The organism is Cryobacterium sp. N19, assembly GCF_002929595.1.
Classification (GTDB): Bacteria; Actinomycetota; Actinomycetes; order Actinomycetales; family Microbacteriaceae; genus Cryobacterium; species Cryobacterium flavum.
Map to the genome: position 1 here is coordinate 36,620 of NZ_PJJR01000049.1, position 24,394 is coordinate 61,013.

24 protein-coding genes and 1 tRNA gene are annotated in these 24,394 nt (G+C 65.0%); 14 read left to right on the forward strand and 11 right to left on the reverse strand.

The genetic code is table 11. The annotated features are described in order from the left end of the window. The first annotated feature begins 9 nt into the window (after positions 1-9). On the forward strand, positions 10-1,377 hold the full coding sequence (locus CXY78_RS08080) for an ATP-binding protein (RefSeq protein WP_104088932.1): 1,368 nt from the start codon (positions 10-12) through the stop codon (positions 1,375-1,377). Continuing rightward, positions 1,374-2,078 (forward strand): response regulator transcription factor, encoded by a 705-nt coding sequence (locus CXY78_RS08085; RefSeq protein ID WP_104088934.1) that lies wholly within the window; start codon positions 1,374-1,376, stop codon positions 2,076-2,078. Before CXY78_RS08080 ends, CXY78_RS08085 begins: the two co-directional genes overlap by 4 nt. Before the next feature lie 21 nt (positions 2,079-2,099). Here CXY78_RS08085 and CXY78_RS08090 read toward each other — a convergent pair whose 3' ends face one another. From CXY78_RS08090 to CXY78_RS08100, 3 genes are all read right to left on the reverse strand, one after another. Then, entirely contained in the window at positions 2,100-2,954 is an 855-nt protein-coding gene (locus CXY78_RS08090; protein ID WP_104088935.1) for an ABC transporter permease, read from the reverse strand. Continuing rightward, positions 2,951-3,895, reverse strand: a complete 945-nt coding sequence (locus tag CXY78_RS08095; RefSeq protein ID WP_104088937.1) for an ABC transporter ATP-binding protein — start codon at positions 3,893-3,895, stop codon at positions 2,951-2,953. The genes CXY78_RS08090 and CXY78_RS08095 overlap by 4 nt, the downstream gene beginning before the upstream one ends. A gap of 80 nt (positions 3,896-3,975) precedes the next feature. Beyond that, positions 3,976-5,178, reverse strand: a complete 1,203-nt coding sequence (locus CXY78_RS08100) for a pyridoxal phosphate-dependent aminotransferase (RefSeq protein ID WP_104088938.1) — start codon at positions 5,176-5,178, stop codon at positions 3,976-3,978. 175 nt (positions 5,179-5,353) lie between these two features. Here CXY78_RS08100 and CXY78_RS08105 point away from each other — a divergent pair, with 175 nt between their 5' ends. The 7 genes from CXY78_RS08105 to rplA all read left to right on the forward strand — a co-directional run bounded on the left by CXY78_RS08105 (position 5,354) and on the right by rplA (position 10,665). Then, on the forward strand, positions 5,354-6,196 hold the full coding sequence (locus CXY78_RS08105) for a UbiA family prenyltransferase (RefSeq protein ID WP_104088940.1): 843 nt from the start codon (positions 5,354-5,356) through the stop codon (positions 6,194-6,196). Beyond that, the gene (locus tag CXY78_RS08110; RefSeq protein WP_104088941.1) at positions 6,193-7,647 is read left to right on the forward strand and encodes an NAD(P)/FAD-dependent oxidoreductase; all 1,455 of its coding nucleotides are present in this window, start codon (positions 6,193-6,195) and stop codon (positions 7,645-7,647) included. The genes CXY78_RS08105 and CXY78_RS08110 overlap by 4 nt, the downstream gene beginning before the upstream one ends. 216 nt (positions 7,648-7,863) lie before the next feature. Then, positions 7,864-7,936 (forward strand) — tRNA-Trp (locus tag CXY78_RS08115). Positions 7,937-7,976: 40 nt separating this feature from the next. Next, positions 7,977-8,249 carry a preprotein translocase subunit SecE gene (secE, locus tag CXY78_RS08120; protein ID WP_092340430.1) on the forward strand — a complete coding sequence of 91 codons (273 nt, stop codon included), beginning with the start codon at positions 7,977-7,979 and terminating at the stop codon, positions 8,247-8,249. 100 nt (positions 8,250-8,349) lie between these two features. Next, positions 8,350-9,315, forward strand: coding sequence for a transcription termination/antitermination protein NusG (nusG, locus tag CXY78_RS08125; RefSeq protein WP_092340429.1), 966 nt, complete (start codon positions 8,350-8,352; stop codon positions 9,313-9,315). Positions 9,316-9,437: 122 nt separating this feature from the next. Further along, entirely contained in the window at positions 9,438-9,869 is a 432-nt protein-coding gene (gene rplK, locus CXY78_RS08130; RefSeq protein ID WP_092106326.1) for a 50S ribosomal protein L11, read from the forward strand. A 106-nt stretch (positions 9,870-9,975) separates the two neighbouring features. Next, entirely contained in the window at positions 9,976-10,665 is a 690-nt protein-coding gene (gene rplA / locus CXY78_RS08135) for a 50S ribosomal protein L1 (RefSeq protein WP_092106323.1), read from the forward strand. Positions 10,666-10,804: 139 nt separating this feature from the next. Here rplA and CXY78_RS22095 read toward each other — a convergent pair whose 3' ends face one another. The 7 genes from CXY78_RS22095 to CXY78_RS08165 form a co-directional block, all read right to left on the reverse strand. Continuing rightward, the gene (locus CXY78_RS22095) at positions 10,805-11,026 is read right to left on the reverse strand and encodes a hypothetical protein (RefSeq protein ID WP_338069431.1); all 222 of its coding nucleotides are present in this window, start codon (positions 11,024-11,026) and stop codon (positions 10,805-10,807) included. Beyond that, positions 10,962-12,038, reverse strand: coding sequence for an amino acid permease (locus tag CXY78_RS22100; protein ID WP_338069432.1), 1,077 nt, complete (start codon positions 12,036-12,038; stop codon positions 10,962-10,964). Before CXY78_RS22100 ends, CXY78_RS22095 begins: the two co-directional genes overlap by 65 nt. 255 nt (positions 12,039-12,293) lie before the next feature. Next, positions 12,294-13,658: an NAD-dependent succinate-semialdehyde dehydrogenase gene (locus tag CXY78_RS08145; protein ID WP_104088943.1), complete on the reverse strand. Its 1,365-nt coding sequence runs from the start codon at positions 13,656-13,658 to the stop codon at positions 12,294-12,296. 83 nt (positions 13,659-13,741) lie between these two features. Beyond that, positions 13,742-14,482: a cache domain-containing protein gene (locus CXY78_RS08150; RefSeq protein ID WP_104088944.1), complete on the reverse strand. Its 741-nt coding sequence runs from the start codon at positions 14,480-14,482 to the stop codon at positions 13,742-13,744. After that, complete coding sequence (locus CXY78_RS08155) at positions 14,475-15,233, reverse strand: FadR/GntR family transcriptional regulator (RefSeq protein WP_104088946.1); 759 nt, start codon at positions 15,231-15,233, stop codon at positions 14,475-14,477. Before CXY78_RS08155 ends, CXY78_RS08150 begins: the two co-directional genes overlap by 8 nt. Before the next feature lie 9 nt (positions 15,234-15,242). Further along, on the reverse strand, positions 15,243-16,127 hold the full coding sequence (locus CXY78_RS08160) for an ATP-binding cassette domain-containing protein (protein ID WP_158252864.1): 885 nt from the start codon (positions 16,125-16,127) through the stop codon (positions 15,243-15,245). A gap of 286 nt (positions 16,128-16,413) precedes the next feature. Continuing rightward, the gene (locus CXY78_RS08165) at positions 16,414-17,895 is read right to left on the reverse strand and encodes a helix-turn-helix transcriptional regulator (RefSeq protein WP_092340424.1); all 1,482 of its coding nucleotides are present in this window, start codon (positions 17,893-17,895) and stop codon (positions 16,414-16,416) included. A gap of 266 nt (positions 17,896-18,161) precedes the next feature. On the opposite strand from CXY78_RS08165, the gene aceB reads away from it, so the two are divergent. The 3 genes from aceB (at position 18,162) to CXY78_RS08180 (ending at position 21,372) form a co-directional block, all read left to right on the forward strand. Then, complete coding sequence (aceB, locus tag CXY78_RS08170; protein ID WP_104088949.1) at positions 18,162-19,835, forward strand: malate synthase A; 1,674 nt, start codon at positions 18,162-18,164, stop codon at positions 19,833-19,835. Between the two features lie 283 nt (positions 19,836-20,118). Continuing rightward, a complete protein-coding gene (locus tag CXY78_RS08175) occupies positions 20,119-20,778 on the forward strand; it encodes a hypothetical protein (RefSeq protein WP_104088950.1) in 660 nt (219 codons plus the stop codon). An 84-nt stretch (positions 20,779-20,862) separates the two neighbouring features. Then, positions 20,863-21,372, forward strand: a complete 510-nt coding sequence (locus CXY78_RS08180) for a signal peptidase I (protein ID WP_104088952.1) — start codon at positions 20,863-20,865, stop codon at positions 21,370-21,372. On the opposite strand, the gene CXY78_RS08185 is transcribed toward CXY78_RS08180, so the two are convergent. Then, positions 21,369-22,790, reverse strand: coding sequence for a deoxyribodipyrimidine photo-lyase (locus CXY78_RS08185; protein ID WP_104088953.1), 1,422 nt, complete (start codon positions 22,788-22,790; stop codon positions 21,369-21,371). The genes CXY78_RS08180 and CXY78_RS08185 overlap by 4 nt on opposite strands. Before the next feature lie 306 nt (positions 22,791-23,096). Here CXY78_RS08185 and CXY78_RS08190 point away from each other — a divergent pair, with 306 nt between their 5' ends. Both CXY78_RS08190 and CXY78_RS08195 read left to right on the forward strand, forming a co-directional pair. Further along, positions 23,097-23,669: an alternate-type signal peptide domain-containing protein gene (locus CXY78_RS08190; protein ID WP_092340419.1), complete on the forward strand. Its 573-nt coding sequence runs from the start codon at positions 23,097-23,099 to the stop codon at positions 23,667-23,669. 113 nt (positions 23,670-23,782) lie between these two features. Next, on the forward strand, positions 23,783-24,391 hold the full coding sequence (locus CXY78_RS08195) for a hypothetical protein (RefSeq protein WP_104088955.1): 609 nt from the start codon (positions 23,783-23,785) through the stop codon (positions 24,389-24,391). Positions 24,392-24,394: the final 3 nt, after the last annotated feature.

Consider the following 24,394-nt stretch of genomic DNA (forward strand, 5'->3'; position numbering starts at 1 on the left):
GATAAACACGTGAGAACCGAACGGATGACCCGGCCCCGGCTCCGCCTCGTCGGCGGAGTGTGTGCGGGTTTCGCCGAGCACACCGGGGTCCCCCTCTCCACGGTGCGCTTGGTCACGGTGCTGCTCAGCTTCTGCGGAGGCTTCGGCGCCTTGCTCTATGCCTGGCTGTGGGTGACAGTTCCTTCTGGAGCGGCCGCAGTCGACCCGCTGCCCAAGTCGAGCCTCGCCCGGTCGCCGGTCGTGTCCCCCGCTTCCGCTGAGCCGGTTCAGGCCGCTGCGGCACTACCGGGTTCCGACGCCACAAACGGCCGGAGCGGGTTCGCCCGAGCGGATGGCGACTCCGCCCGTGCCGCGCCCGTCACCGAGATTCTGCTCGGCCTGGCCCTGCTGGCTGCCGGTAGCGCCCTCGTAGCGAGCCGCCTTGGCGCCGACATTCCGCTCGCCGTGGTGGTGCCCGCCATTGTCGTACTCGCCGGAACCGCGCTCGCCTGGCGCCAGTTCGCCGACATTCGCAGCGGTGCGGCACAGCAATCCTCGGCGTTGCTCGTGCGCATTCTGGGGGCGCTGGTGTTGGTCGCGGTCGGGATTCTGTTGTTTTTCGTGACCGGCACGAACCCGAACGCATGGACGGTTATTCTGGCGGCGGCATCCGTTCTGCTCGGCGTTGCGGTGGTGACCGCGCCGTGGCTGCTGCGCCTGTGGAGTGACCTCGCCGACGAGCGTGCCGCGCGCGCCCGTGAAGCGGAACGGGCCGACATCGCCGCGCACCTGCATGATTCGGTGTTGCAGACCCTCGCCCTCATTCAGCAGAAGGCCGGGCCGCACAGCGACGCCGCGCGGCTGGCCCGCGCGCAGGAGCACGAACTGCGCGAGTGGCTCTTCACCGGGAGTCGCGCCGCGGGCGCCGAACCGGCGACCGATCTGGCCGCCGCGCTGCGTCGCATCGCCGGGGAGATCGAAGCCGACTTTGCGGTGCACTTCGAGGTGGTGACGGTCGGGGCGGGTGTCGGCGTGCGCTCGGCCGCCAGCACCGATTCCAGCAGCATGGATGCCCCGGAATCACTCGTCGCCGCCGCCCGCGAGGCCATGCTCAACGCGGCTCGGCATGCCGGCGGCGCGGTGTCGGTCTACCTCGAGACGGGGGCTCGCGGCATCGAACTGAGCGTCACCGACCGGGGCCCGGGCTTTCGGCTCGACCAGATCCCCGAAGACCGCCTCGGCGTGCGCGAATCCATTCTCGGGCGCATGCGTCGGGCGGGCGGAACCGCCGCCGTGCGGCCAGGGCCCGGCGGCGCCGGCACCGAGATCCTGCTCACCCTGCCGGCGGCGACCGCGCCCGTCACCGATGAACACCACACCGAAACGAGCGTGCGATGACCGACCAGAATCCGAGCGACCGGGCGGCCACCGAACCGAGCGCGGCATCCGCTGGCCTGCGGGTTCTCATCGTCGACGACCACTCTATTTTTCGGTCGGGACTGCGCGCCGAACTCGAGGCCGACATCACCGTGCTGGGCGAGGCGGCGACAGTTGACGAGGCGATCGCGCGGGTGATCGACCTGCAGCCGCGGGTCGTGCTGCTCGATGTGCATCTGCCCGGGGGTCACGGTGGGGGCGGCGCCGAGGTCATTCGGGAGGCGGCGCCGCGCGCACCGAACACACTGTTCCTGGCGCTCAGCGTCTCCGACGCCGCCGACGACGTCGTGAGCGTCATTCGGGCCGGCGCCCGCGGCTACATCACCAAGAGCGCCTCCGGGGCTGAAGTCTCCGAGGCGGCACGTCGGGTCTCCGAGGGGGACGCCGTGTTCTCGCCCCGCCTGGCCGGATTCGTGCTCGACGCATTCGGCGCCGTCGCCGGGGAGACGGCCGAGACGACCGAGGAACTCGACCGGCTCTCCGCCCGCGAGACCGAGGTGATGCGCCTCATTGCTCGCGGCTATAGCTACAAGGAGGTCGCCAGTACCCTGTTCATCGCGGCCAAGACCGTCGAAACGCACGTCTCGGCCGTGCTGCGTAAACTTCAGCTGTCGAGTCGGCACGAGCTGACCGCCTGGGCGCTCGAGCGCAAGCTGCTTTAGCCCCCGGGCCTCAGGCCAGGCTCACGCGTCGCGTCGAATCCAACGAAACGTCACCCGGCTCAGCACGAGCCCCAGCACCAGCCAGACGCCGAGGGCGCCGGCCACCCAGGGCAAATCCCAGGTGCCGCTCTGCTCGGCAGCAGCGAAGCTTTCCGGAAGAAAGACAGAACGCATGCCCTGCGCCATCCATTTGAGCGGAAAAATGCTCGCCAGGTTCTGCATCCACTCGGGCAGCGTCGTGAACTGCAGGTAGACGCCCGAGATGAACTGCAGCACGAGCACCACGGGAGCCACAACAGCCGTGGCGCTGCGCCCCGACCGAGGCACCGCCGACAGCGCGATGCCGAGAAACGCGCTCGTGATCACGCCGAACACAAACACCCAGGCGAAGGTTGCCCACTTCTCCGGTTCGCTCGGCAGCGCGATATCGAGCACCAGTCGCGCCACGAGAAGCAGGAGGCCGGCCTGAAGAATTGCGGTGACGAACACCTGTCCAATCTTGCCGAGGAAATAGCTCAGCGGGGACAGCGGGGTGCCGCCCAGGCGTTTGAGGGTGCCGTCGCTTTTCTCGCCGGCGATATCAACGGCGAGGTTCTGCACACCGGAGAGAAGCATGCCGGCGGCGAGCATTCCGGGCAGGTAGTAGGCGCCCACGTTGACGCCGCCGGTACCGTCGGGATTGGCACCGATATTTCCGGAGGAGCTGAACGCGGCGGTGAAAATGCCAAGCATGATGAAGGGGAAAAAGAACGTGAACAACAGGGTGTCGGGGGAGCGAAAGTACAGGCGTGTTTCATAGCCTATGCGGGACAGGCCGAGCGCGAGCGTGCTCGGAGCTGTGTGCTGCGGGCGGGTGCCTATCATCGTGGCGCTCATGCTCGCACGTCCTTGTCGGTGAGCCGGCTTGGATCGGGCCGAGCCTCAGGGGCGGACATGGCAGCTTCGTTCCCGGCGGCCGTCGCTTCGTGACCGCGCACGAGGGACAGGTACACGTCTTCGAGGCTTGGTCGGATCACCTCAAGACCTTCGAGTTCGGCGCCCTTGCCGCTGGCGACCAGGTCCGCCACGACCTGCGCCGGGCGGCTCGTGCGCTCCTCGTGCACCAATCCGTTGCCGTCACGCCAGCGCACGACCGGAACGCGAGCATCCGCTCCGCCGATTGTGTCGAGCGGGCCGATGTCGATGAGCCGGCCACCGACGATGATTCCGGCACGGTCGCCGAGTTGCGCGGCCTCGTCGAGGTAGTGGGTCGTCAGCAGGATGGTGGTGCCTTCCGCCTTGAGTCCTCGAATCAGGTTCCAAAACTGATGCCGGGCCTCGGGGTCGAAGCCTGTGGTCGGTTCGTCGAGAAACAGCAGCTCGGGGCGTCCGATAATGCCGAGGGCGACATCCACTCGGCGGCGCTGCCCGCCGGAAAGCTTGCTGATGCGGGTTTTCGCCTTCTCGCGCAGACCCGCCGCGTCGATGACCTCGTCGACGTCGCGGGGATGGGGATAGAACCCGGCGAAGTGGCGCAGCTGCTCGGTCACGGTCGCATTGCCGCTCTCGTTGCTGGTCTGCAGCACAATGCCGATGCGGGCCTTCCAATCCAGGCCGCCGCGGTGCGGATCAACGCCCAGCACTCTCACCTCGCCGCCGGTGCGGTCGCGGTAGCCCTCGAGAATCTCGATGGTCGTGCTCTTGCCGGCACCGTTCGGGCCGAGCAGGGCGAAGGTCTCCCCGGCCTCGATCGAGAAGCTCACGCCGCGCACGGCCTCGACACTGCCATACGATTTCTGCAGGTCGCGCACCTGCACGACCGGGGGTGTGGCTGTCATGGATTCATGATCCCACTTCCGCGCCCCCCGTACCTCCTCCGATGGTTGTCTCCCTCATCCATCAGTCGACGGATGCCGTACTAAGCGAACAGGCGCTGCAGGCGCTGCACACCCTCGAGCAGGGAATCGTCGCCGAGGGCATACGACAGGCGCAGGAATCCGCTAGGACCAAAGGCCTCGCCGGGAACGGCGGCCACCTCGGCCTGGTCGAGAATGAGGTCGGCCAGTTCGAGTGAGGTCGTCGGGGTGACGCCGCCCCACGAACGACCCAGCAGCCCGGTCACATCGGGGTAGACGTAGAAGGCTCCCTGCGGGGTGGGGGTCACGACGCCGGGGATCTTGTTCAACTCGGCGACGATGAGCTTGCGGCGGCGATCGAAGGCTACCCGCATGGCCTCGGCGGCGTCCTGCGGGCCGTTGAGCGCGGCGATTCCGGCGCGCTGCGAGATGTTTGACACGTTCGAGGAAAGGTGCGACTGCAGGTTCGCCGCCGCCTTGATGGCGTCGGCGGGGCCGACCATCCAGCCGAGGCGCCAGCCGGTCATGGCGTAGGTCTTGGCGACACCGTTCACCAGGATCGTGCGGTCGGCCAGCGCTGGAACGGCCTCGACGATGGAGACTGCTCGCACGCCGTCGTAGGTGAGGTTCTGGTAGATCTCGTCGGAGATGACCCAGAGGCCATTGTCTTCGGCCCACTGGCCGATGGCCCGCGTCTGCTCAGGCGAGTAGACCGCCCCGGTGGGGTTCGAGGGTGAGACGAAGAGCAGCACCTTGCTGCGCGGGGTGCGCGCGGCTTCGAGCTGCTCGACCGTCACGAGGTAGCCCTGGTCGCTGCCGGCGAAGACATCGACCTGCACGCCACCGGCCAGCCGGATCGCCTCGGGGTAGGTGGTCCAGTACGGGGTCGGCACGATGACCTCGTCGCCCGGATCGAGCAGGGTGGCGAACGCCTGGTAGACGGCCTGCTTGCCGCCGTTCGTGACGACGACCTGGCTGGGCGAAACCACGAGTCCACTGTCGCGCAGTGTCTTGGCGGCAATCGCATCGCGCAGCTCGGGAAGACCCGCTGCCGGGGTATAGCGGTAGTTCTTCGGATCGCGCACGGCGGCCAAGGCCGCTTCCACGATGTGTTCTGGTGTCTGGAAGTCGGGTTCCCCGGCGGCGAAGCTGATCACCGGCCGCCCGGCCGCCTGCAGGGCCTTGGCTTTTCCGTCGACCTTGAGGGTCGCCGACTCCGCGATAGAGCCGATCCGAGTAGAAATTCGCTTGAGTTCATGAGCCACAGCTTGAGCTTAGCCAGTGCACCCGCGAGTGAACCAGCGCTGCACTCGTCGGGCCGGCGCGCGGGCCGATTTAGAGGGCCTTTGGGGCGCAATTGCGTAGATAGCCAGGCTGCTGATCGCCCGGCGCGAGATCTCAAGCGGCGAGATCTCTCGCCAGGCTAGCTAGAGTGAGAAAATGCTCACCCGCCTGATTCATATCTCCCGTCCGGTGCTCTGGGTGAACACAATCGGCACCACCGTCATCGCCATGTGGCTGATGGGAGACCTGTGGCGCTGGGATGTGTTTCCTCTACTCCTCTGGGTGACCCTGCCCTTCAACCTGCTGATCTACGGTGTGAACGACATCTTCGACCAGGCAACGGATGCCCAGAACACCCGAAAGGGTGGTCTTGAGGGGGCACGCATCCTTGGCTCCGAAGTGCGCCCCATCGTTATCGGGGTACTGCTGACCAACGTGCCCTTCGTGGCTTACTTCCTGCTCACGCTGCCGCCAGCCGCGCTTGCCTGGATTATGGCCTATGCCCTCATCTTCGTCTTCTACTCCGCGCCGCCGTTGCGCTTCAAGGCCCGGCGGTACGTGGATTCGCTCAGTAACGCTGCCTATGCCTTCCCGCTGGTGTTCGTGCCGCTTGCGGTCGGTGAGCGGCCGATCTGGTCGGCGGCGATCGGGCTGATGGCCTGGAGTGTCGCCAAACACACCTATGACGCGGTCCAGGATATCGATGAGGATCGCGCGGCGCGTATTCGCACCACTGCGGTCCATCTCGGCGCGCGCGGCGCAACGGTGTGGAGCGCCATCTGGTGGGCCCTGTCCACCGTAGGTTTCGCCCTTATTAGCTGGCCGGTAGCGCTGGTCAACCTGCTCATCGCCGGCTGGCTCGTGATGTCGTTGGGGCGCGACCCGATACCCGCGACGGCCCGCCGGCTCTATCGGTACTCGATCGTGTTCCCTTACGTCGCCGGTTCCGTCGCCGGCGCCCAGGTCGTGGCCGCCATTCTGTTAGGAACATACCCATGAAGCGATCCGGCACGGCAACGACTCCCCTGCGCATCGTCGTGCTCGGCGCCGGCATCGGCGGGCTGACCGCCGCCGCGCTGCTGGCCCGCGCCGGGCATGCGGTGACCGTGCTGGAGGGATCCGACTGGATCGGGGGCAAGAGCAGGCGCCTCGAGATCGACGGGCAGCGGGTGGATACCGGGCCCGCGCTAGTCACTTTCCCGCCGGTCTGGGAAGAATTACTCGCTCGTTACGACGCCCTCGGTGCCCGCCGGCCCGCTCCCGCCGAGGCTGCGGCGGTCGCCGCGCTGACCCTGAAGAGACTGCCCGAAGTCGGTCGGTATTTCTTTGCGGGGGACAGCGTCACCCTGCCGGTTCCGCAGGGGCATCCGTGGCATGCGGCCTGGACCCGGTTCGAACGTGAACACGGTGGGCTGGGCCCCGAAGTCACGAGCATGCTCACAACCGACCCAGCCAGCCCAGCTTCGCTGCCGGCCGTGCGCCGGGTCTTCCGTCTCTACGGCAGACGGCTGACCACACGGGGCTTTCTCGATGGCTTGACCTGGATGCCCGACGGCCTGCGGGAAATCATCGCCATACACACCCTCAACGCGGGTGTCTCGCCCCGACGGACCCTCGCGCTGTATGCGAGCATGCCAGCAATTATGGCCACGGACGGCGTATGGGTGCCCGAGGGAGGCGTGAACGAGTTGCCGATGGCGCTCTACCGGCTCGCCGTGCACGCCGGCGCGAATCTGCACCTGGGTGAGCCCGTCAAATCAGTCAAACAGGGGAGTGTGACCACCACGTCGGCGACCTACCAAGCTGATGTGATCGTGAGCGGTCTCGACAGCGGCGTTCTCGACGAGCTCCTGGGCGCACCGCGCGCACGGCAGCGGCCACTGTCCTGCTCCGGAGTGGCCATCTACGCGTCCCTGGATACGCCGTTGCCCCGTGGAACGGCTACACACTCGGTGATACTGCCCGACGACCCGGCCGCCCTCCACCGCAGTCTGGACACGGTCGTTGCGCCGGACCAGACCATGGCATTCCTGAACTACTACCGGCCACACGAAATCTATCCCAACGATCGAGCGACGGTGGCCGTTCTCCTCACGGCGCCTGCCGATGGCCGACACTACGATCTCGACACTCCCTGGGTCGCCCACGAGATCGACCGGGTCAGCGCGGCCGTGGGATTGAGCCGGCCCATCACCGAGCTGTTCCGCGATCATGTCGTGCTCGACCCGCACTACTTCGCAGGCTGGGGCTCCGCGGGAGGTGCGCTGTACGGCGCGACCAACCCACTCTGGCAGAGCGGCCCGTTCCACCGGCCGGGCTACACCAGCCTGGCGCGCCCGTGGCTGTGGCGGGTGGGCGCGTCGGTACACCCCGGCGGCGGGATCCCGGCCGTGCTCGGAGGAGCCATGACCGCGATGCAGAAGCTGATCGGGCGACTGGACGGTCGCTGACCAGTCGACGGTCGCAATCCCGTCCGCCGCGATAGTGTGGCAAGCTGGCACTGGAACAGGGATCGCGCTTCTGCGCGAACTCGTCTCAGCTTTACAGTGGCCGGTCCGTGATCTAGACTGGTACAGGTAGTTGAATTCTGCCATGCTTTTTTGCGCCTTTTTCCGAGTGTTCACGCTCGGTCGAAAGTGGCTTCTGCGTGGCGGGTTTGCTTCCATAGGGTGGTGGCTCAATTGGTAGAGCAGCGGTCTCCAAAACCGCAGGTTGCAGGTTCGAGTCCTGTCCGCCCTGCACATCGGTAGAAGTCTGCCGACCATGAGAGGTGTAACAGGTGGCCCGAAAAGTTGTCGACGAACCTAGTGAGGAAGTCGTCGCGAACGCACGAATTGCCCGCGAGTCCAATCGCGGTCCTTTCGCTCGGTTGTCCCTGTTCATCAAGCAGGTTTTCGCGGAACTGCGCAAGGTCGTCACGCCGACTCGTAAAGAGCTGCTGAGCTACACCGGCGTCGTGCTGGTCTTCGTGATCATCATGATGGGCATCGTCTCGGCCATGGACTGGGTCTTCGGCCTCGCGGTTCTCTATGTGTTCGGCACGCCGGGCTAATCCGCAGCGAAGGCATCCGCTCCGGCGGAACGCCCACACCACCGGCACGCAACGTGCCCAGACAACTTGCACACGTACAAAAATTAGGGATTGAGATTTAGTGACTGAGACGAAGCACGACGATGTCGACTGGGCCACTGCCGCCGAGCAGTCCTCCGAGGAAGACGAGGCGCAGGAAGGCAACACCCTCGCCGCCGACGAGACTTCCGCAGAGGCGGCCGAGCAGGTCGCTCTGCACGTCATCGACGAGAACGACGACGTGGAGGTCAACCTCGACGCTGCACTCGACGCCCTCGCCGAGTCATCCGATCCCGAAGCCGACGCCATCGTCGACGACGCACTCGACATCGATTCGGCGCAAGAAGCCGACGCGTCCGTCGAAGCCGTCGAAGACGAAGACGAGGTCGTCACCGCCGAAACTGCAGGCGAGACCGAGCCTTCCGATGAAGAGGTCGACCCGTACGACGCGTTCCGCAAGGAACTGCGTTTTCTGCCAGGCAAGTGGTACGTCATTCACTCCTACGCCGGTTTCGAGCGTCGGGTGAAGTCGAACATTGAGAACCGCAAGCAGTCCATGGCGATGGAAGACTTCATCTACCAGTGCGAAGTTCCGATGGAAGATGTCGTCGAGATCAAAAACGGCCAGCGCAAGATGGTCACCCGCGTGCGCATCCCCGGATACGTGCTCGTTCGTATGGACCTCGACGAGGACAGCTGGTCGGTTGTTCGCCACACCCCGGGCGTCACCGGCTTCGTTGGCAACGCCCACAACCCCACCCCGCTGCGTTTCGAAGAAGCCTTCGGCATGCTCAAGGGACTCGTCGAGATCGTCGAAGCCCCGACCAAGGCTGGCGGTGCCCCCGGAAAGTCGGCGCAGCGCGTCATCGCTGCCGAGGTCGACTACGAGATCGGCGAGACCATCACGATCAAGGAAGGCTCGTTCGCGGGCCTGCCCGGTTCGATCAGCGAGATCAAGCCGGAGAGCGGCAAGCTCATCGTGCTCGTCTCGCTCTTCGAGCGTGAGACTCCGGTTGAGCTCAGCTTCGATCAGGTCACCAAGCTCTAACCAGCACAGCGGATGCCCGACCAAGGCAATCCACGCTGGTTCCCCCAAACCACCGGGGCCCATCCGGGCCACCGGGAGAGCAGCCCCCGGGCTGCTCGCACATCAATACGAAGGACAACACAATGGCACCGAAGAAGAAGGTTACAGGTCTGATCAAACTTCAGATCAAGGCCGGCGCAGCCAACCCCGCACCGCCCATCGGGCCGGCACTGGGTCAGCACGGCGTTAACATCATGGAATTCTGCAAGGCCTACAACGCAGCGACCGAAGCCCAGCGCGGCAACGTCATCCCCGTTGAGATCACCGTCTACGACGACCGTTCGTTCACGTTCATCCTGAAGACCCCGCCCGCAGCGGAGCTCATCAAGAAGGCCGCCGGCGTCGCCAAGGGCAGCGGAACCCCGCACACCGTCAAGGTCGCCAACCTCACCCAGGCTCAGGTCCGCGAGATCGCCGAAGCGAAGATGGTTGACCTCAACGCCAACGACATCGACGCCGCCGCGAAGATCATCGCCGGAACCGCCCGCTCTATGGGCATCACGGTCAGCGCCTAAGCACCCCCCGCATCGGCGCCCCACGGCGCCGGAAGCACCCTCAGCATTTAGTGGAAGAGCCTGCCAGGTTCGCACCACACTCTGAAGTACATACAGGAGATTCAACATGGCAACCAAGTCAAAGGCGTACCGCGCCTCCGCCGCCAAAATCGGCGAAGACAACGTCTTCACCCCGGCCGAGGCCGTAGCCCTCGCCAAGGAGACCGGCTCCGCGAAGTTCAACTCCACGGTTGAGGTCGCTCTCCGCCTCGGAGTCGACCCCCGCAAGGCCGACCAGATGGTTCGTGGAACCGTCATCCTCCCGCACGGCACCGGCCGCACCGCCCGCGTCATCGTCTTCGCAACCGGCCCCGCCGCCGAAGCCGCTATCGCAGCCGGCGCCGACGAGGTCGGTGGCGACGAGCTCATCGAGAAGGTAGCCGCTGGTTACACCTCCTTCGACTCCGCCGTCTCGACCCCCGAGCTCATGGGTAAGGTCGGCCGTCTCGGTAAGGTGCTCGGCCCGCGTGGCCTCATGCCCAACCCGAAGACCGGAACCGTGACGCCCGACGTCGCCAAGGCCGTGTCCGACATCAAGGGCGGAAAGATCGAATTCCGCGTCGACAAGCACTCTAACGTGCACTTCGTCGTCGGCAAGGCGTCCTTCTCGGCCGATCAGCTGAACGAGAACATCTCCGCTGCGCTCGAGGAGATCAACCGCCTCAAGCCGAGCTCGTCCAAGGGCCGCTACATCACGAAGGGTGTCGTCTCGACTACGTTCGGTCCTGGCATCCAGCTCGACGTCAACAGCATCTAAGCAACAGCTTCACCAAGCAAGGCCCGTCCTCGGACGGGCCCTGCTTGCATTAAGCGGATGCCCGCGCCTGCGCCGAGTCCCTGTGGATGGGTGCATCGGGCGCACGCATCCGCTGGGTGATCACCAGCTCGGGCGGGGTCTAGTGGTCGGGGTGCGCCCGCAGGAGCGTTGCGACTTCAATGGCGTCTCCCTCTGGTGCCAGCGATTTGCGGTCGGGCCGAGCCACCAGCAGGTAGATGAGGCCGCTCCCCATGACGACAAACAGACCGATGAGCACGATGTAGTCGCTGAAGAACTCACCGCTTGCGCCCGGCACCGCGAGCAGCACCATGGCAAAGATGCCGTAGGCGAGGGCGAGCACGTTGACCACGAAACCGGCCCGGCCCAGGCTGAACGGACCGGCCGGCTTCCAGCCCTTGATGCGCTGGCGCAACGCAGCGAGCACCACGGATTGGAATGCCACGTAGATGCCGATGACGGCGAACGAGGTGAACTGGGTCAGGACCTGGTCGCTGCCAACGTAGATGATCAGGCACAGCACCACCGGAATCGAGCACGCCACAATCAACGCATTGGTCGGCACCGCGGTGCGCGGCGACACTTTGGCCAGCCATTTCGCCGCACGCCTCAAAACCGTAGAAGAGGAATAGTCCGGTCAGTGCCGCGCCGAGAAATACCGTGGCGTAACTGCCGTTGCCCTGCACGCCCATGGAGTCGAAGAACACGCTGAATTCCTGGTGGCGCTGAAAGATGAGCAGATACAGCCCCACGGCGACGACGCCGATGAGTTCAGCAGCGAGCCCGATCCGGGCCACGCGGGCCAGTGTCTTCGTGCCGGAAAAGTTCAGGCCGAATGCCGCGACCAGGAAAGCGATCGAGAGGCCGAGGGTGACTTCCTTGGTCGCCGGGGCATTGATCAGGCTGGCCAGAAACCCGGTGCCGAATTCGGCGACGGCCGTGATGGTCACGAGCATCGCCCAGATGTAGACCCAGGCCGCCATCCAGGCGTAGCGCTTGCCCCAGAGGCGTCGCGTCCAGGGGTAGATACCGCCCGCGATCGGATACTTCGAGACGACCTCGCCGAACACCAGCGCCACGAGCAGCTGCCCGGTGCCCACGATGAAGAGCCAGAACAGCGAAGGCGGGCCACCCGTGCTCATGGCCAGCGCGAACAGCGAGTAGACACCCACGAGCGGTGACAGGTAGGTGAATCCGAGCGCAAAATTCGCCCACAACGACATGGACCGGTGGAACGAATCGTCGTACCCGAGCACCTTCAGGTGGTCGACGTCGCCGATGCCCTTCTTGAGGAAGCCTCGACGGACATGATGCCCTTTCAATCCAGCCGAAACGCCCCCCACCCGGCGGTACACGTCAATGTGTGAGCCTTAACATAACGGATGCCTGCCCCCAAAGCTATAGAACCGGATGATTGATTTTCGGCAGGCAGGCAGGCAGGCAGGCAGGCAGGCAGGCGGGCGTGCGTCGCGGCGGCAGCCGGTCACTTGCCCCTCAGCTCAAACCTTGAACTCGTCACCCCGCAAGCAACCCGCCGCCGCTTGTCCCGGTCGGGTTCGGTTCGACCCGACGATGCGTGCATCCGCGGAGCGGCTGGAGCTGGGGCTGGGTCAGCCGATGCGGATCATCTTCTTGTTGACGAACTCGTCAGCGCCGAAACGGCCCAGTTCGCGCCCCGAGCCGCTCCTCTTGACGCCACCGAAGGGCAGCTCGGCACCGTCGGCACCGACCAAATTGATGAACACCATGCCAGCCTCAATGCCGTCGGCCACGCGCAGTGCCTGCTCCGGGTCGGTGGTGAAGACGTAGGACCCCAGGCCGAACGGGGTGTTGTTGGCCAGTGCGACTGCGGCGGCCTCGTCGGGAACGCTGAAGATCTGTGCGACCGGGCCGAAGAACTCTTCGTGGAAGGCATCGGAGCCGGGCGATACGTCGGTGAGCACGGTTCCGGCGTAGAAGTTGCCCTCAGAGGTTCCGCCCGTGACGAGGGTGGCACCCTGAGCCACAGCGCGCGCAACCTGCTCGGTGAGAGTTTCGGTGGCCTTTTTCGAGGAAAGTGGCCCGAGTCCGGTGCCGTCCTTGGTCGGGTCGCCCAGCTCGACGGCATTGATTGCCGCCGTGAACTTATCCAAGAAAGGCTGGTACAGCTCCTCGATGACGATAAAGCGCTTGGCCGCGTTGCAGGCCTGGCCGTTGTTGTCGAGGCGAGCAGCCACGGCGGCGCCGACGGTCTCATCGAGGTCGTCGGTGGATAGCAGGATGAACGGGTCTGAGCCGCCGAGCTCGAGCACGACCTTCTTCAAGTTGCGTCCGGCGATCTCCGCAATCGCCGCTCCGGCGCGCTCCGAGCCGGTGAGCGAGACACCCTGCACGCGCTTGTCGGCGATGACCGTGGATATCTGATCATGGGAAGCGTAGAGGTTCGTGTAGGCCCCCACCGGAAAACCGGCGTCGAGCATGATCTGCGCGATCGCGGCGGCCGATTCGGGGCACTGCTCGGCGTGCTTGAGCAGGATGGTGTTGCCGATGATTAGGTTTGGTCCGGCAAAACGGGCAACCTGGTAGTACGGGAAGTTCCACGGCATGATGCCGAGAAGCACGCCAAGCGAGCTGCGGCGGATGAGCGCGGAGCCCTCGCCGGCGAGCAGGCTTATGGTCTCGTCCTTCAGAAGCTCCACCGCGTTGTCGGCGTAGTAGGCGTAGATGTCGGCGCTGAAGTCGACCTCACCGAGGGCCTGCTCCACGGGCTTACCCATTTCGCGCACGATGATGTCGGCAAGCTCCTGGCGGCGTTCGACGTGCAGTTCGGCCACGCGGCGCACGAGGGCCGCGCGCTCTTCGACGCTGATGGAGCGCGACCAGGTGTGGGCGTCGTCTGCCGTGGTGATGGCGGCGGTGAGGTCGGCATCCGAGATTGTGTCGTAGGTCTTGACTGTCTCCCCGGTGGCCGGGTTGATGACTGCGTAGCTGGTCATAGGCTTTATCCTTCACTGGTCGGGCACCTCAAAAACCGGCGCCGATACAAACTCTGGTTTGTCAAAGATATAGCAACGGATGATTAAAAACGAGGCAGCCGGTCCGGACCAACGAGAACTCGAAACGGCAGGCCGGAGCAGGCCACAGAGCCACCGGAATGCGAGGCGAGCTGACCGACCTGTACGGTCGGGTCCGTGGAGATCACCACTCGGTCAACAGCGTTGACGAGGGCGAGTGGCCGGTCGGCCGCGAGAAACAGCGGAAGCACAATGCTCTCGAGACGGCGCACGGAGATGTCCGCTCCGACCACGCCGAGCATCGGGGTGCCTTCGCCGATGCGCACCGGCATGGTCAGGGTGAAAATGTACTCGCAGGTGCAGAGGCGGTCGACGTAGGGCCCGGTGACGTGGGTCTGGTTGGTGGACTGCGGCACCTGGTACCACTCCAGCGTGCGAAAATCGCGCACGTAGTCGGTGTATGCGCGGGTGGCGAGGTCGAGACGGGTGGCCGCGCTGCTGCTGCCGAGCAGCGGGTTGCCGGCCTGCGGGCCCAGCCACCAGGCAAAGTGGATGTCCCGGCCGTGCACGTAGCCGGGCGCGGCAATGAATCCGGCGCCGACGAAGAGCGGGCTGGCACCGGTGAGGGCCGGAATCACGAGCCCCTCCACGTGGGCATCGAGGTCTGTCGGCCGCACCGAGGTTTCGCCGCCAGCGAGTTCGTTTCGCCACCCATCTAGCTCGGCGAAGGCGTCCGCGAACGAGGCAGTCACCGCGGCGGCGCAATCGGAGATCGTCACTTCCGGCAGCTGAGAAATCTCAGGCATCCCAGGCTCCGCCTCGTTCGACTCTGGCTTTCGCGTTCAACAGCCATTCGGCCAGGCTCCGCACCTGCTCGGTCGCGAACTGCCGGGCGGCGGCTGCGTCGTTGGCGCGCACGGCGCCGGCAATGGCCTGGTTGCTCGCAAGCAGCGACCGGCGGGCGCGGGCATCCGTCATGCCTAGAAGCAGCAGAGGGCCGAACTCGGCCTGCAGCCGGATCAGCTCCCGCACCAGTCGGGCGGACTGGCTGAGCACGGCCAACTCCAGGTAGAACCCGCCGGCGTTGGTGCGAGCCCCGGCGACCGTTGCGAAGTCAGCGCCGCGCAGCCACAGATCGAGGCGGTCGGAGTCGGGTTCTGAGGCGCGCAGCGAAGCCCGTTGGGCGCACCCCTCGACAATCGTCGCGAAATGGACGGCCATGTCAGAGAGGTCGACCTGCGCCAGACCGTGGAGCCGGGCCTGCACGAGCGTGCTGTGCGGGGCATCCGCTTTCATCACGAAACTGCCGCCGCCGCGACCGCGCCGAGTCTCGACCAGGCCGGCATCGCGCAGCACCGCAAGGCCCTCACGCACCGTGATCAGGGCCACGCCGAAGCGGCGCGCCAGATCCGATTCGCTCGGCAGGCGTTCATCGGGGGCAAGAACGCCGAGAATGATGGCGTCGGTGAGGCGAATGGTTACCTGCTCGGTGCGGCCGGCGTCGACGAGCTGAGCGAAAATTGCTTCGCGTGCGCCTGGCCGGTTGTGTGCCTCCATGCGCCTAATCTACAAGCCCCGGCTCCCCAGCGACTCATTTTCGGCCGCGTAGATTAGCTCGCGGGTGTACGGATGCTTAGGGGAACCCAACAGGTCGGCGACCGACGCGTATTCGACGATCGCACCGGTGCGAACCACAGCAACACGATTGCAGATCAGTGCCGCGACGCGTACCGAGCGCGTCACGAAGATCATGGTCAGTTTGCGTTCGCGCTGCAATCTGCTCAGCAGCTCAAGAATGTCGGAACTGTCCGACGCGTTCAGGGTGTCGGTCGGGTCGTCGGCCACGAGCAGATTCGGGCTGCCGGCCAACGCATTGGCGATATGCACGCGCTGCGCCAAGGTCGCCGACACGTCGCGCGGGTACGCGGTGAAGGTGTGTTCCGGATTCTCCACGCCGGCCTGGCCCAGCAGATCCAGTGACCGTTCGTAGGCGGCCGGTTTCGACAGGCCGCCGCCGGAACGCAGCGGTGTGGCCAGCTGGGTTCCCACGGTCAGGTTCGGGTCGAGGCCGTCGAGTGGGCTCCGCGGCAGGTAGGCCACCTGGGCGTCGTGCAGCCGGGAGAACGATCGTGGCGGCAGCCCGACCAGTTCGACACCGTTGAACAGTATCGACCCGGATCGGATGGTCGCCGGCGCCGGAAGTACGCCAGCGATGCACTGGGCGACCTCGAGAGCACCGGAAGACGCATCGCCGACCAGCCCGACGACCTCGCCGCAGGTGATGGAGAGCGAGATGCCCTGCACCACACGCGGTGCGTCGGAGTGCGCCGCCGCCGCGACCTGAAGCCCGCGCACATCGAGCAGTGCCGCGGAGCGAAACCAGTGTGACGGCATGGGCGCGGTCGTTTCAGCCGGCGACGGAGTAACGACCTGATCGTGCAGCTCGTTCATGGGCGGTGCCGCCGAGGGAAGTCCCGCCCGCACGGCACGATTGAGACGACGTATCACACTGCGAGCGTCACACATCGTCGGCTCGCATTTCAGTAGGTCGAGACGAGCGGCGACGCGTGGGACAAGCCCAACCGATAATCTCTGGTGCGTGGTACCGCAAAAAGCCACTTGCTCCAGCATTTTCACGTCATAACAATGTTAGCTAAGAGTATTGCCTACAACGTTCCGGTTTGTTTGTTTCAGAGCGGATGCGCATCCATCCCTCCCCCGCGCCCGCCCCTCAGCGCTAGCGCGGCGAGTGGGCTTCGAGAAACTCGTACACCTCGGTCTGGTCGACGCCGGGAAAGGTTCCGGTGGGCAGGGCGGCGAGCAGGCTCGTCGGGGTTCGTGCGGCAGGCCAGGACTGCCCGGCCCAGCGCCCGGCGAGGTTGTCGGGAGCCCGGCGGCAGCAGGACTCATCGGGGCACTTGGAGACGGCGCGGTTTGCCGTCTCGCGGCCGCGGAACCACTTCACGTGTGCGAACGGCACCCCAACGCTCACCGAGTACTCGCCTTCCTTGGCCTTTTCAATGCGGGAGGTGCACCAGAAGCTGCCGGCCGGCATGTCCGTGTACTGGTACCAGGCGCTGAAGCGGTCTTCGACGTCGAACACGGTGCGGGCAGTCCAGCTGCGGCAGACCGTGGTGCCCTCGACCGCACCGAGGGCGTCGCTCGGAAAGCGAACATTGTCATTTTCGTAGGCTTTGATAATCGTGCCGGACTCGTGCACCTTCATGAAGTGCACCGGAATGTCCAGGCGGGCGGTAGCGAGGTTGGTGAATCGGTGCGCGGCCGTCTCATAGGAGACCGCGAAGGCGTCCCGCAGATCTTCCATCGAGATGCGCCGCAGGGTCTTCGCCTCGGTCAGCATGCGCACTGCATCTCGCTCCGGCAGCAGGATCGCCGCGGTGAGATAGTTGGTTTCCACCCGCTGGCGCAGAAATTCGGCATAATTTTTCGGCTCTTCGTGCGCGCACAGATGGCTCGCGAAGGCCTGCACGATCGGCGAGCGGGAATCCCGCGAGGCCGAACGCTCGGTCGGCAGATAGATACGTCCGTTGCGCTTGTCGGTGACCGACCGGGTGGAGTGCGGCAGGTCATTCACATAGTGCAGCGAAAACCCCAGGTGGGTGGCCATGTCGGCGACGAGCTGCTGAGACACCGGGCCACCGGAGTGCCCGACCGCGGTGAGCAACTCGAGGGCCTGTGCTTCGAGTTCGGGAAAGTAGTTGTCCTGCTGGCGCATGATCTGGCGCAGCGCGGAGTTGGCCCGACGGGCTTCCTCCGGAGTCGCTGCTCGCTCCCGGTTGAGCCGGTCGATTTCATTGTGCAGGCTGAGGATGGTCTGCAGGGTGTCGTCGCTCTGGCCTTTGCTCACCCGGATGCGGGGGAGTCCGAGGGCCTGGAACACCGGCCCGCGCTGGGCACGTTCCACCGAGATTTCCAGGGCGGCACGCTCCGAGGGGGCATCCGTTCGCATCAGCTCTTCGACAGTAGTGCCGAGCGCCAGGGCGATCGTGCGCAGCATGGAGAGGCGTGGCTCGCGTTTGCCGTTCTCCATCATCGACACCTGGGAGGGCGCGCGGTCGATCGCGGCGGCGAGGGCATCGAGCGTCATGCGGCGGTTGGTGCGCAGTTCCCGGATACGGCGGCCGAGGGTGAGCGCGTCAAGCTCCGGCTCATCGAGGCTGAGCGAGGACAGCGCGGCGAGGGCTTCTGCGGGGACCATGGCCTTAGTGTCGCAGATCACAAAAGTTTCCACAATTAGAAAAACAGGGTTTCTTCTGTGCATGGATTGTGGTTTGGCCGTGCCTAGACCCGGCAGAGTGGAGGCACAGGCAAGCACCAACTTTCGAATTGCGACCGCTCACCCCTCGCGCTCACCGATTCGACCGAAGCAGAACCGCTCCACCATCCTCCGCCTGAGATCGGGCGAACCGCGCAGCTGCGGCTCGCCCCCTGTCGGTATCACCTACTTTCGCAAGGAGCCAGACCATGAATACCCCCAACCCGACCCTCGATCAGACGGTCAACTCCGAGACGGTGAAAACGACCACCGGCACCTTCGCCACCATTCGCCCGCACCTCGAGGTCACCGGCCCGCTCGGCGATCGGTATGACGAGATCCTCACCCCAGAGGCCCTCGAATTTCTCGCCGAACTGCACGAGCGTTTCGCCGGCACCCGGCACGACCTGCTGGCGGCCCGGCTGCAGACCCGAGTGGATGCCGCCAACGGTCGCGACCCCAAGTTTCTAAGCGTTACCGAGAGCATCCGTCTCGATCCAACCTGGAGCGTTGCGGGAGCCGGACCCGGCCTCGAAGACCGCCGTGTGGAGATCACGGGCCCGACCGACCGCAAGATGGCCATCAACGCGCTCAACTCCAGCGCCAAGGTCTGGCTTGCCGACCAGGAAGACGCCACGAGCCCGACCTGGACCAACGTGATCGAGGGCCAGCTGACCCTGTTCGACCAGGTGCGCGGCCAGCTCAGCTTCACGAGCCCCGAGGGCAAGAAGTACGAGATCACGAACGAGTCGACGCCGACCATCGTGATGCGTCCGCGCGGCTGGCACCTCGTTGAAAAGCACATCACCTTCATCGACCGTGCCAACCGCCGCATGAAGTCCTCTGGCAGCCTCATCGACTTCGGCTTGTACTTCTTTCACAACGCGAAGAAGCTCATTGAGAACGGTACCGGCCCGTATTTCTACCTGGCCAAGCTCGAAAGCCACAAGGAAGCGCGCTTGTGGAACGACATCTTCACCTACGCCGAAGAGCGCCTGGGCATCGACTACGGCACCATTCGCGCCACGGTACTGATCGAGACCATCCAGGCCGGCTTCGAGATGGAAGAAATCCTCTACGAACTGCGCGACCACTGCGCCGGCCTCAACGCCGGACGCTGGGACTACATCTTCAGCATCATCAAGACGTTCCGTGCCCGCGGCAGCCGCTTCGTCTTTCCCGACCGCAAGCAGATCACCATGACGGTGCCGTTCATGCGCGCATACACCGAACTGCTCGTCGCCACCTGCCACCGTCGTGGCGCCTTCGCCATCGGCGGCATGAGCGCCTTCATTCCGAACCGTCGCGACCCGGCCGTCACCGAGCAGGCTCTCTCCCAGGTCGCCGCGGACAAGAAGCGTGAAGCCACCGACGGGTTCGACGGTTCCTGGGTTGCGCACCCCGACCTGATCCCGACCGCTCAGGCCGAATTCGACAAGGTGCTCGGGGACCGCCCGAACCAGCTCGAGCGCACCCGCCCCGCGGTGAACGTGACGGCCGCCCAGCTTCTCGACGTTGCTTCGGTCGGCGGCCAGATCACCGAGGCCGGCGTGCGCGGCAACGTGCTCATAGCGCTCCGCTACATCGAGTCCTGGCTGCGCGGCGTGGGAGCAGCGGCGATCGACAACCTGATGGAAGACGCCGCGACCGCGGAAATCTCCCGCTCGCAGCTCTGGCAGTGGATTCACGAGAACTCGGTCACCGCCGAGGGCCGCCGGATCGACTCCGACTGGGTTGAAGAGGTGCTGGACGAGGTCGTGGACGGCCTCGAGCGCACCCCCACCGACCGCTTCGATGACGCCCTCACAGTGCTGCGCACCTCGGCACTCGAGCCGGAGTTCCCGACCTTCCTCACGGTTGGTGCCTACGCTCGATTCTTCTAGCTAGTTTTCGCAGCTAGCGCTGCGAGTTCGCGAAAGCGGGCAAATGGTTGTCTGGCCCCGGCATCATCACAGGGGCAGCAACTGTTTGCCCGCTTTTTCGTTATTCGTGTTCTGCCGCCGTTCCATCCCCCAGATTAAGGGGACAGCAGTGCCCAATGAAGGGCATACGGGAGTTAATGTCATCTCTACTGTTTTGAATATAGATAATGAAAGAATTTCATTATCTCACTTCGGAACTGACAATTTGAGATGAGACTGACGTGAAACTTTAAACTGCAAGAAAATGATCATCGGGGCCGGAGGCGTTGCCGTTGCATTGACGATGGCCCTCGCCGCCTTGGGACCGACCGGCGCGTACTTCAGCGACACGGCACAGGGCGCAGTGAGCGGAACGATCGGCTCGATCAAGATCGCTGGCGCTGGCCCTGACGGAACCGGCACCGATTCTCTCAACCGGGCCTTCTCGAACCTGCTGCCGGGAACGACCCAGACCGTCTCGTCCCGCTACGTCAACACGGGTCTGAACGCTCAGGACGTCTGGGTTGTGTTCAACAATAAGGACGCCCTGCACGCTTTGAACGACCTCGGCACCTACGGCGAGTTCCATGTGGCTGCCAACGGCACGGCTCTTTTCGACTCCGCGAATCTCAGCGATGATCAGGACGCCACTGCGCACCTGAGCTGCGGGACCCTCGCGCCGACCGGATGCTGGCCCGTTCCGAAGATGATCAAGCTGGCATCGAACCTGGCACCGACAGCTGTCGGGTCGGTCTCGTTCAGCTTCGGTTATGCGGCAAAGATGTCCGGCCAGTCGGAGCTTGGCGGCGGAGTCTGGAACTCCTACCCGGTGAAGACTGTTCAGGCCCCGAACCCGGTCATCGTTGGTAACGGTCTCCCCTACCAAATTGTAGCCACACAGGTCGGCCAGACGCCGGGCCTGTAGAGCCCGATGAAATGGCTCGGACGTCGCTGCTGGTGAGCGACGTCCGAGCAATTCCCCAATTTTTTCCGAGCCGGGAGGCGCACCGTGAAGAGATTCAAAGGCATCGTCGTTCTGCTACTCATTCTGGCGTCCGTGCTCACCCCGATCGCCATCATGGCGACGGGTGTCCTGCCCTACGGGGCTTACGTCGTGCGTACGGGGTCGATGTTCCCCGCTATCCCGCCGGCGAGCGTCGTGATCGTTGAGACTGACCAATACGAGGTCGGGCAAGTCATCACTTTTCGGCGTGCCGGCGATCGCGCCACCCACCGCCTCATGGCCTTCAATGACGATGCAACGCTAACGACCAAGGGTGACGCGAACGACACGAGCGATCCGTTCACGGTGCCACGCGCGGATGTTATTGGCGGCGTGACCGCCTTCGTGCTCAACCTTGGCTATCTCGTTGTGTACTTGCAAAACCCGCTCGCCGTAGGCTCCCTCATCATGTGCGTACTGAGCATCTGGTACGCCGGGTCGTCTGAAGCCGGGCCCGGTGCGAGGTCGACGAAGGAGTCAGCGGGAAAGACCCGAATCTCCGTTCGCGCTGCCTAGCCTGCCGGTTGCGCCTTGACCCGTTCGTAGGCGGCCAGGGCGGCGCGACGCGTCTCGCCGAGGTCGACGAGCGGCGCCGGATAGGCATCCGTGCCGTATTCGGGAACGTTCTGCCGAATGTATTGCTGGTGCGGGTCGAACTTGGCTGCCTGCAGGTCGGGATTGAAAATACGAAAATACGGTGCCGCATCCGCTCCGGAACCGGCCACCCATTGCCAGCCGAACGGGTTGCTCGCCGCGTCGGCGTCCACCAGGGTGTCCCAAAACCAGCGCTCGCCCTCACGCCAATCGACCAACATATTCTTGATCAGGAATGATGCCGTCACCATGCGTACCCGATTGTGCATGCTTCCGGTGCGCCACAGTTCACGCATGCCGGCGTCGACCAGGGCAAAGCCAGTGCGACCCTGCTGCCAGGCCGCCAGGGCATCCCGATCGAGTGGCGGCCACGGAAAAGCGTCGAAGGCGGGGCGCAGGTTCGCGGTCGCGATATCTGGCGCATGATAAAGCACGTGGTACGCGAACTCCCGCCAGCCGACCTCGGTCAGAAAACGGGTCGCGCTGGCCGACTCGCTACCGCTGAGCCCGCGCCGGGCATTGTTTGTCGCCGCCCACACCTGGTGGGGGCTGATCTCGCCCCAGCGCAGGTGCGGAGACAGGCGCGATGTCGCGTTCTGAGCCGGTTCGTCGCGTTCGGTGGCGTAGAGGGCGAGTGACTCGGCCAGAAAGGTGTTGAGCAGGGCGTGAGCGGATGCTTCGCCCGGCGTCCACGCGGCGCGCAGCCCACCCGCCCAATCGGGGCTCGACGGTTCGAGTCCCCAGTCGTCGAGGTCGTCGGAGACGAGGGCTGCCGTGGTGGGGTCGCCCGCCCAGCCGGGAATAGCGGAGGGTGCGGGATAGGGCACGCGGGGCGGCGCACCCGCGGTGCAGGCCCGCCAGAACGGGGTGAAGACGGAGTAGGAGCCGCCCTGCCCGGTCTGAATCGTCCAGGGTTCGAACAGAAGCGAACCGGCGAAACTATGGGCGTCGATTCCGCGCTCACGCAGGTCGCTCTTGATCGCGGTGTCGATCGTGCGTTCGGCGAGGCCGTAGCGGCGGTTCCAGAACACGGCGGAGGCATCCGTCTCGTGCACCAGACGGGCGATGATCGGGCCGGCCGCACCGCGGCGCAGAATCAACCGGCCACCGAGGGCGGCGATGGAGCCGGCGAGGGATCGCAGACTCTGGTGCAGCCACCAACGGGCCGCGCCGCCGAGCGGGCGGACTCCGTCGGATTGCTCGTCGAGCAGGTAAAGGGCCACAATCGGCTGCCCCTGCTTGATCGCCGCGTGCAGGGCTGGATGGTCGGCAACCCGCAGATCGTCGCGAAACCACACTATGACGGGCCCGACGTGGTCGGCTATCTGATCTGAAGTCATGCGGTCTCCTCGTGAAACTCCAGTCTGGACCATGCGACGGGCCAGACCAATTCGGAGGTAGAACGGTCTGTCCCGTCTGATCGACAATGAACTCGTCTCCCCGCCCGTCTGTCGCTTTTTCGTTGCTTTCCTCCTGATTGATCACGAAATACTCTGATTTGTCTGTTGATTTCAACTAATTCAGTACCGAATGGACTTTTATCCTAAACCCCATTCTGGGGGTTACCGACGGACAGACAAATCTGTCTGTCCTACATAGTGTGGTTACCACTCGCCCCTGAGTCGATCTTCCGAAAGGTCTCCACTATGAACAAGCTTCTCGTTAGCGCTATCGCCGGTGCCGCCGGACTGACCCTGCTGCTCGGCGGCGCGGGAACGTTCGCGCTCTGGAATTCGAGTACATCGATTGCCGGCGGAACGATCACCGCCGGCGCCCTGACAGTGGTCGACAATGCCGCCGCCGGTGTTTGGAAGAGCGGTGCCACCGAAATCATCCTGAGCACGTACAAGATCGTGCCCGGTGACGTCCTCACCTACACGAAGAAGGTTGACATCACGGCGACCGGCGACAACATGGTCGCGACTCTGGCCGTTGCTTCAGCGAGCATCACCGCCACGAGCGCAACCAGCACACCTGATGGGAAGCTCGCGGGCTACATCACGAAGAGCGCCCAGGTGTCGATCAGTGGCGTAGGCATCAGCGGTGCCGGCCCGACCTACACGATCACACCGACCGGGACCGGTGTTATCTCTCGCGCTGCCGTGGTCACCGTCATCCTGACGTTCCCCAAGAGCAGCAGTGCAGGAGCCGAGAACGACGCCATGCTTGGCTCGGTCAACCTCGGCGCCCTCGCCGTAACCCTGACGCAGACCACCTAGTCTTCACCACCTCCTGCACTGTCCCTGGCGTGCCCATCACCCGACGATGGGCACCCCGGGCGGTGCGATTCTCCCTCCAGCTCCTCCGTTCGACCAGAAAGCGCGGTGATCACATGAAAACAACCCGTGGCCGCCACACCGCTTCGCCTGCCGAGCGTCGTCGCCACCGTGCCGTGCCGACCCTGCGGCTACGCGCGCGGGCCTTGGTCTTGGCCGCAGCATCCACTCTTCTGGCAGTCGTGCTGGCCACGACCGCTGCCAGCGGCACCTACGCCCTCCTGAACTCGAGTGCCGCCACCTCCTCGGCCACGATAGCGTCGGGAACGGCCACGATGACGGTCTCGGCCCTCGCCCTTCCCGCCGTGCCCCTGTACCCGGGACTGGTTATTGCCGCCCCGGTCACCGTCACGAACACCGGTGACGTGCCACTGGCCGTGACCCGCTCCTCGCTCCTCGCGCCGGCTGTTACTTCGACCCTGTCCGATTCGCTCACCATCGGTCTCGCCGTCGTCGACAGCTCGGCTGCGTGCACGAGCGCGGTCATCCCCAGCACCAGCGGAACATTTGCCAGTGCGCCGTCGACGGCGGTGGGCCTGACGCTCGCGAAGGCCCAGTCCCGAACAGTCTGCGTGCTGATCGCGCTGCCCGCGGGCGCCCCGAGTGTGAGCCAGTCGTCGTCTGCTGCCAACTTTTCCGTCGTTCTCACCGGAGTGCAGGCCTAAACC

What these genes read in the sequence shown, in the direction of transcription:
- CXY78_RS08085 (WP_104088934.1), top strand. Translation starts at nt 1,374, where the DNA reads ATGACCGACCAGAATCCGAGCGACCGGGCGGCCACCGAACCGAGCGCG.
- CXY78_RS08090 (WP_104088935.1), bottom strand. Translation starts at nt 2,954, where the DNA reads ATGAGCGCCACGATGATAGGCACCCGCCCGCAGCACACAGCTCCGAGC.
- CXY78_RS08095 (WP_104088937.1), bottom strand. Translation starts at nt 3,895, where the DNA reads ATGACAGCCACACCCCCGGTCGTGCAGGTGCGCGACCTGCAGAAATCG.
- CXY78_RS08105 (WP_104088940.1), top strand. Translation starts at nt 5,354, where the DNA reads ATGCTCACCCGCCTGATTCATATCTCCCGTCCGGTGCTCTGGGTGAAC.
- CXY78_RS08110 (WP_104088941.1), top strand. Translation starts at nt 6,193, where the DNA reads ATGAAGCGATCCGGCACGGCAACGACTCCCCTGCGCATCGTCGTGCTC.
- rplK (WP_092106326.1), top strand. Translation starts at nt 9,438, where the DNA reads ATGGCACCGAAGAAGAAGGTTACAGGTCTGATCAAACTTCAGATCAAG.
- rplA (WP_092106323.1), top strand. Translation starts at nt 9,976, where the DNA reads ATGGCAACCAAGTCAAAGGCGTACCGCGCCTCCGCCGCCAAAATCGGC.
- CXY78_RS08145 (WP_104088943.1), bottom strand. Translation starts at nt 13,658, where the DNA reads ATGACCAGCTACGCAGTCATCAACCCGGCCACCGGGGAGACAGTCAAG.
- CXY78_RS08150 (WP_104088944.1), bottom strand. Translation starts at nt 14,482, where the DNA reads ATGCCTGAGATTTCTCAGCTGCCGGAAGTGACGATCTCCGATTGCGCC.
- CXY78_RS08155 (WP_104088946.1), bottom strand. Translation starts at nt 15,233, where the DNA reads ATGGAGGCACACAACCGGCCAGGCGCACGCGAAGCAATTTTCGCTCAG.
- CXY78_RS08160 (WP_158252864.1), bottom strand. Translation starts at nt 16,127, where the DNA reads ATGAACGAGCTGCACGATCAGGTCGTTACTCCGTCGCCGGCTGAAACG.
- CXY78_RS08165 (WP_092340424.1), bottom strand. Translation starts at nt 17,895, where the DNA reads ATGGTCCCCGCAGAAGCCCTCGCCGCGCTGTCCTCGCTCAGCCTCGAT.
- aceB (WP_104088949.1), top strand. Translation starts at nt 18,162, where the DNA reads ATGAATACCCCCAACCCGACCCTCGATCAGACGGTCAACTCCGAGACG.
- CXY78_RS08175 (WP_104088950.1), top strand. Translation starts at nt 20,119, where the DNA reads ATGATCATCGGGGCCGGAGGCGTTGCCGTTGCATTGACGATGGCCCTC.
- CXY78_RS08185 (WP_104088953.1), bottom strand. Translation starts at nt 22,790, where the DNA reads ATGACTTCAGATCAGATAGCCGACCACGTCGGGCCCGTCATAGTGTGG.
- CXY78_RS08190 (WP_092340419.1), top strand. Translation starts at nt 23,097, where the DNA reads ATGAACAAGCTTCTCGTTAGCGCTATCGCCGGTGCCGCCGGACTGACC.
- CXY78_RS08195 (WP_104088955.1), top strand. Translation starts at nt 23,783, where the DNA reads ATGAAAACAACCCGTGGCCGCCACACCGCTTCGCCTGCCGAGCGTCGT.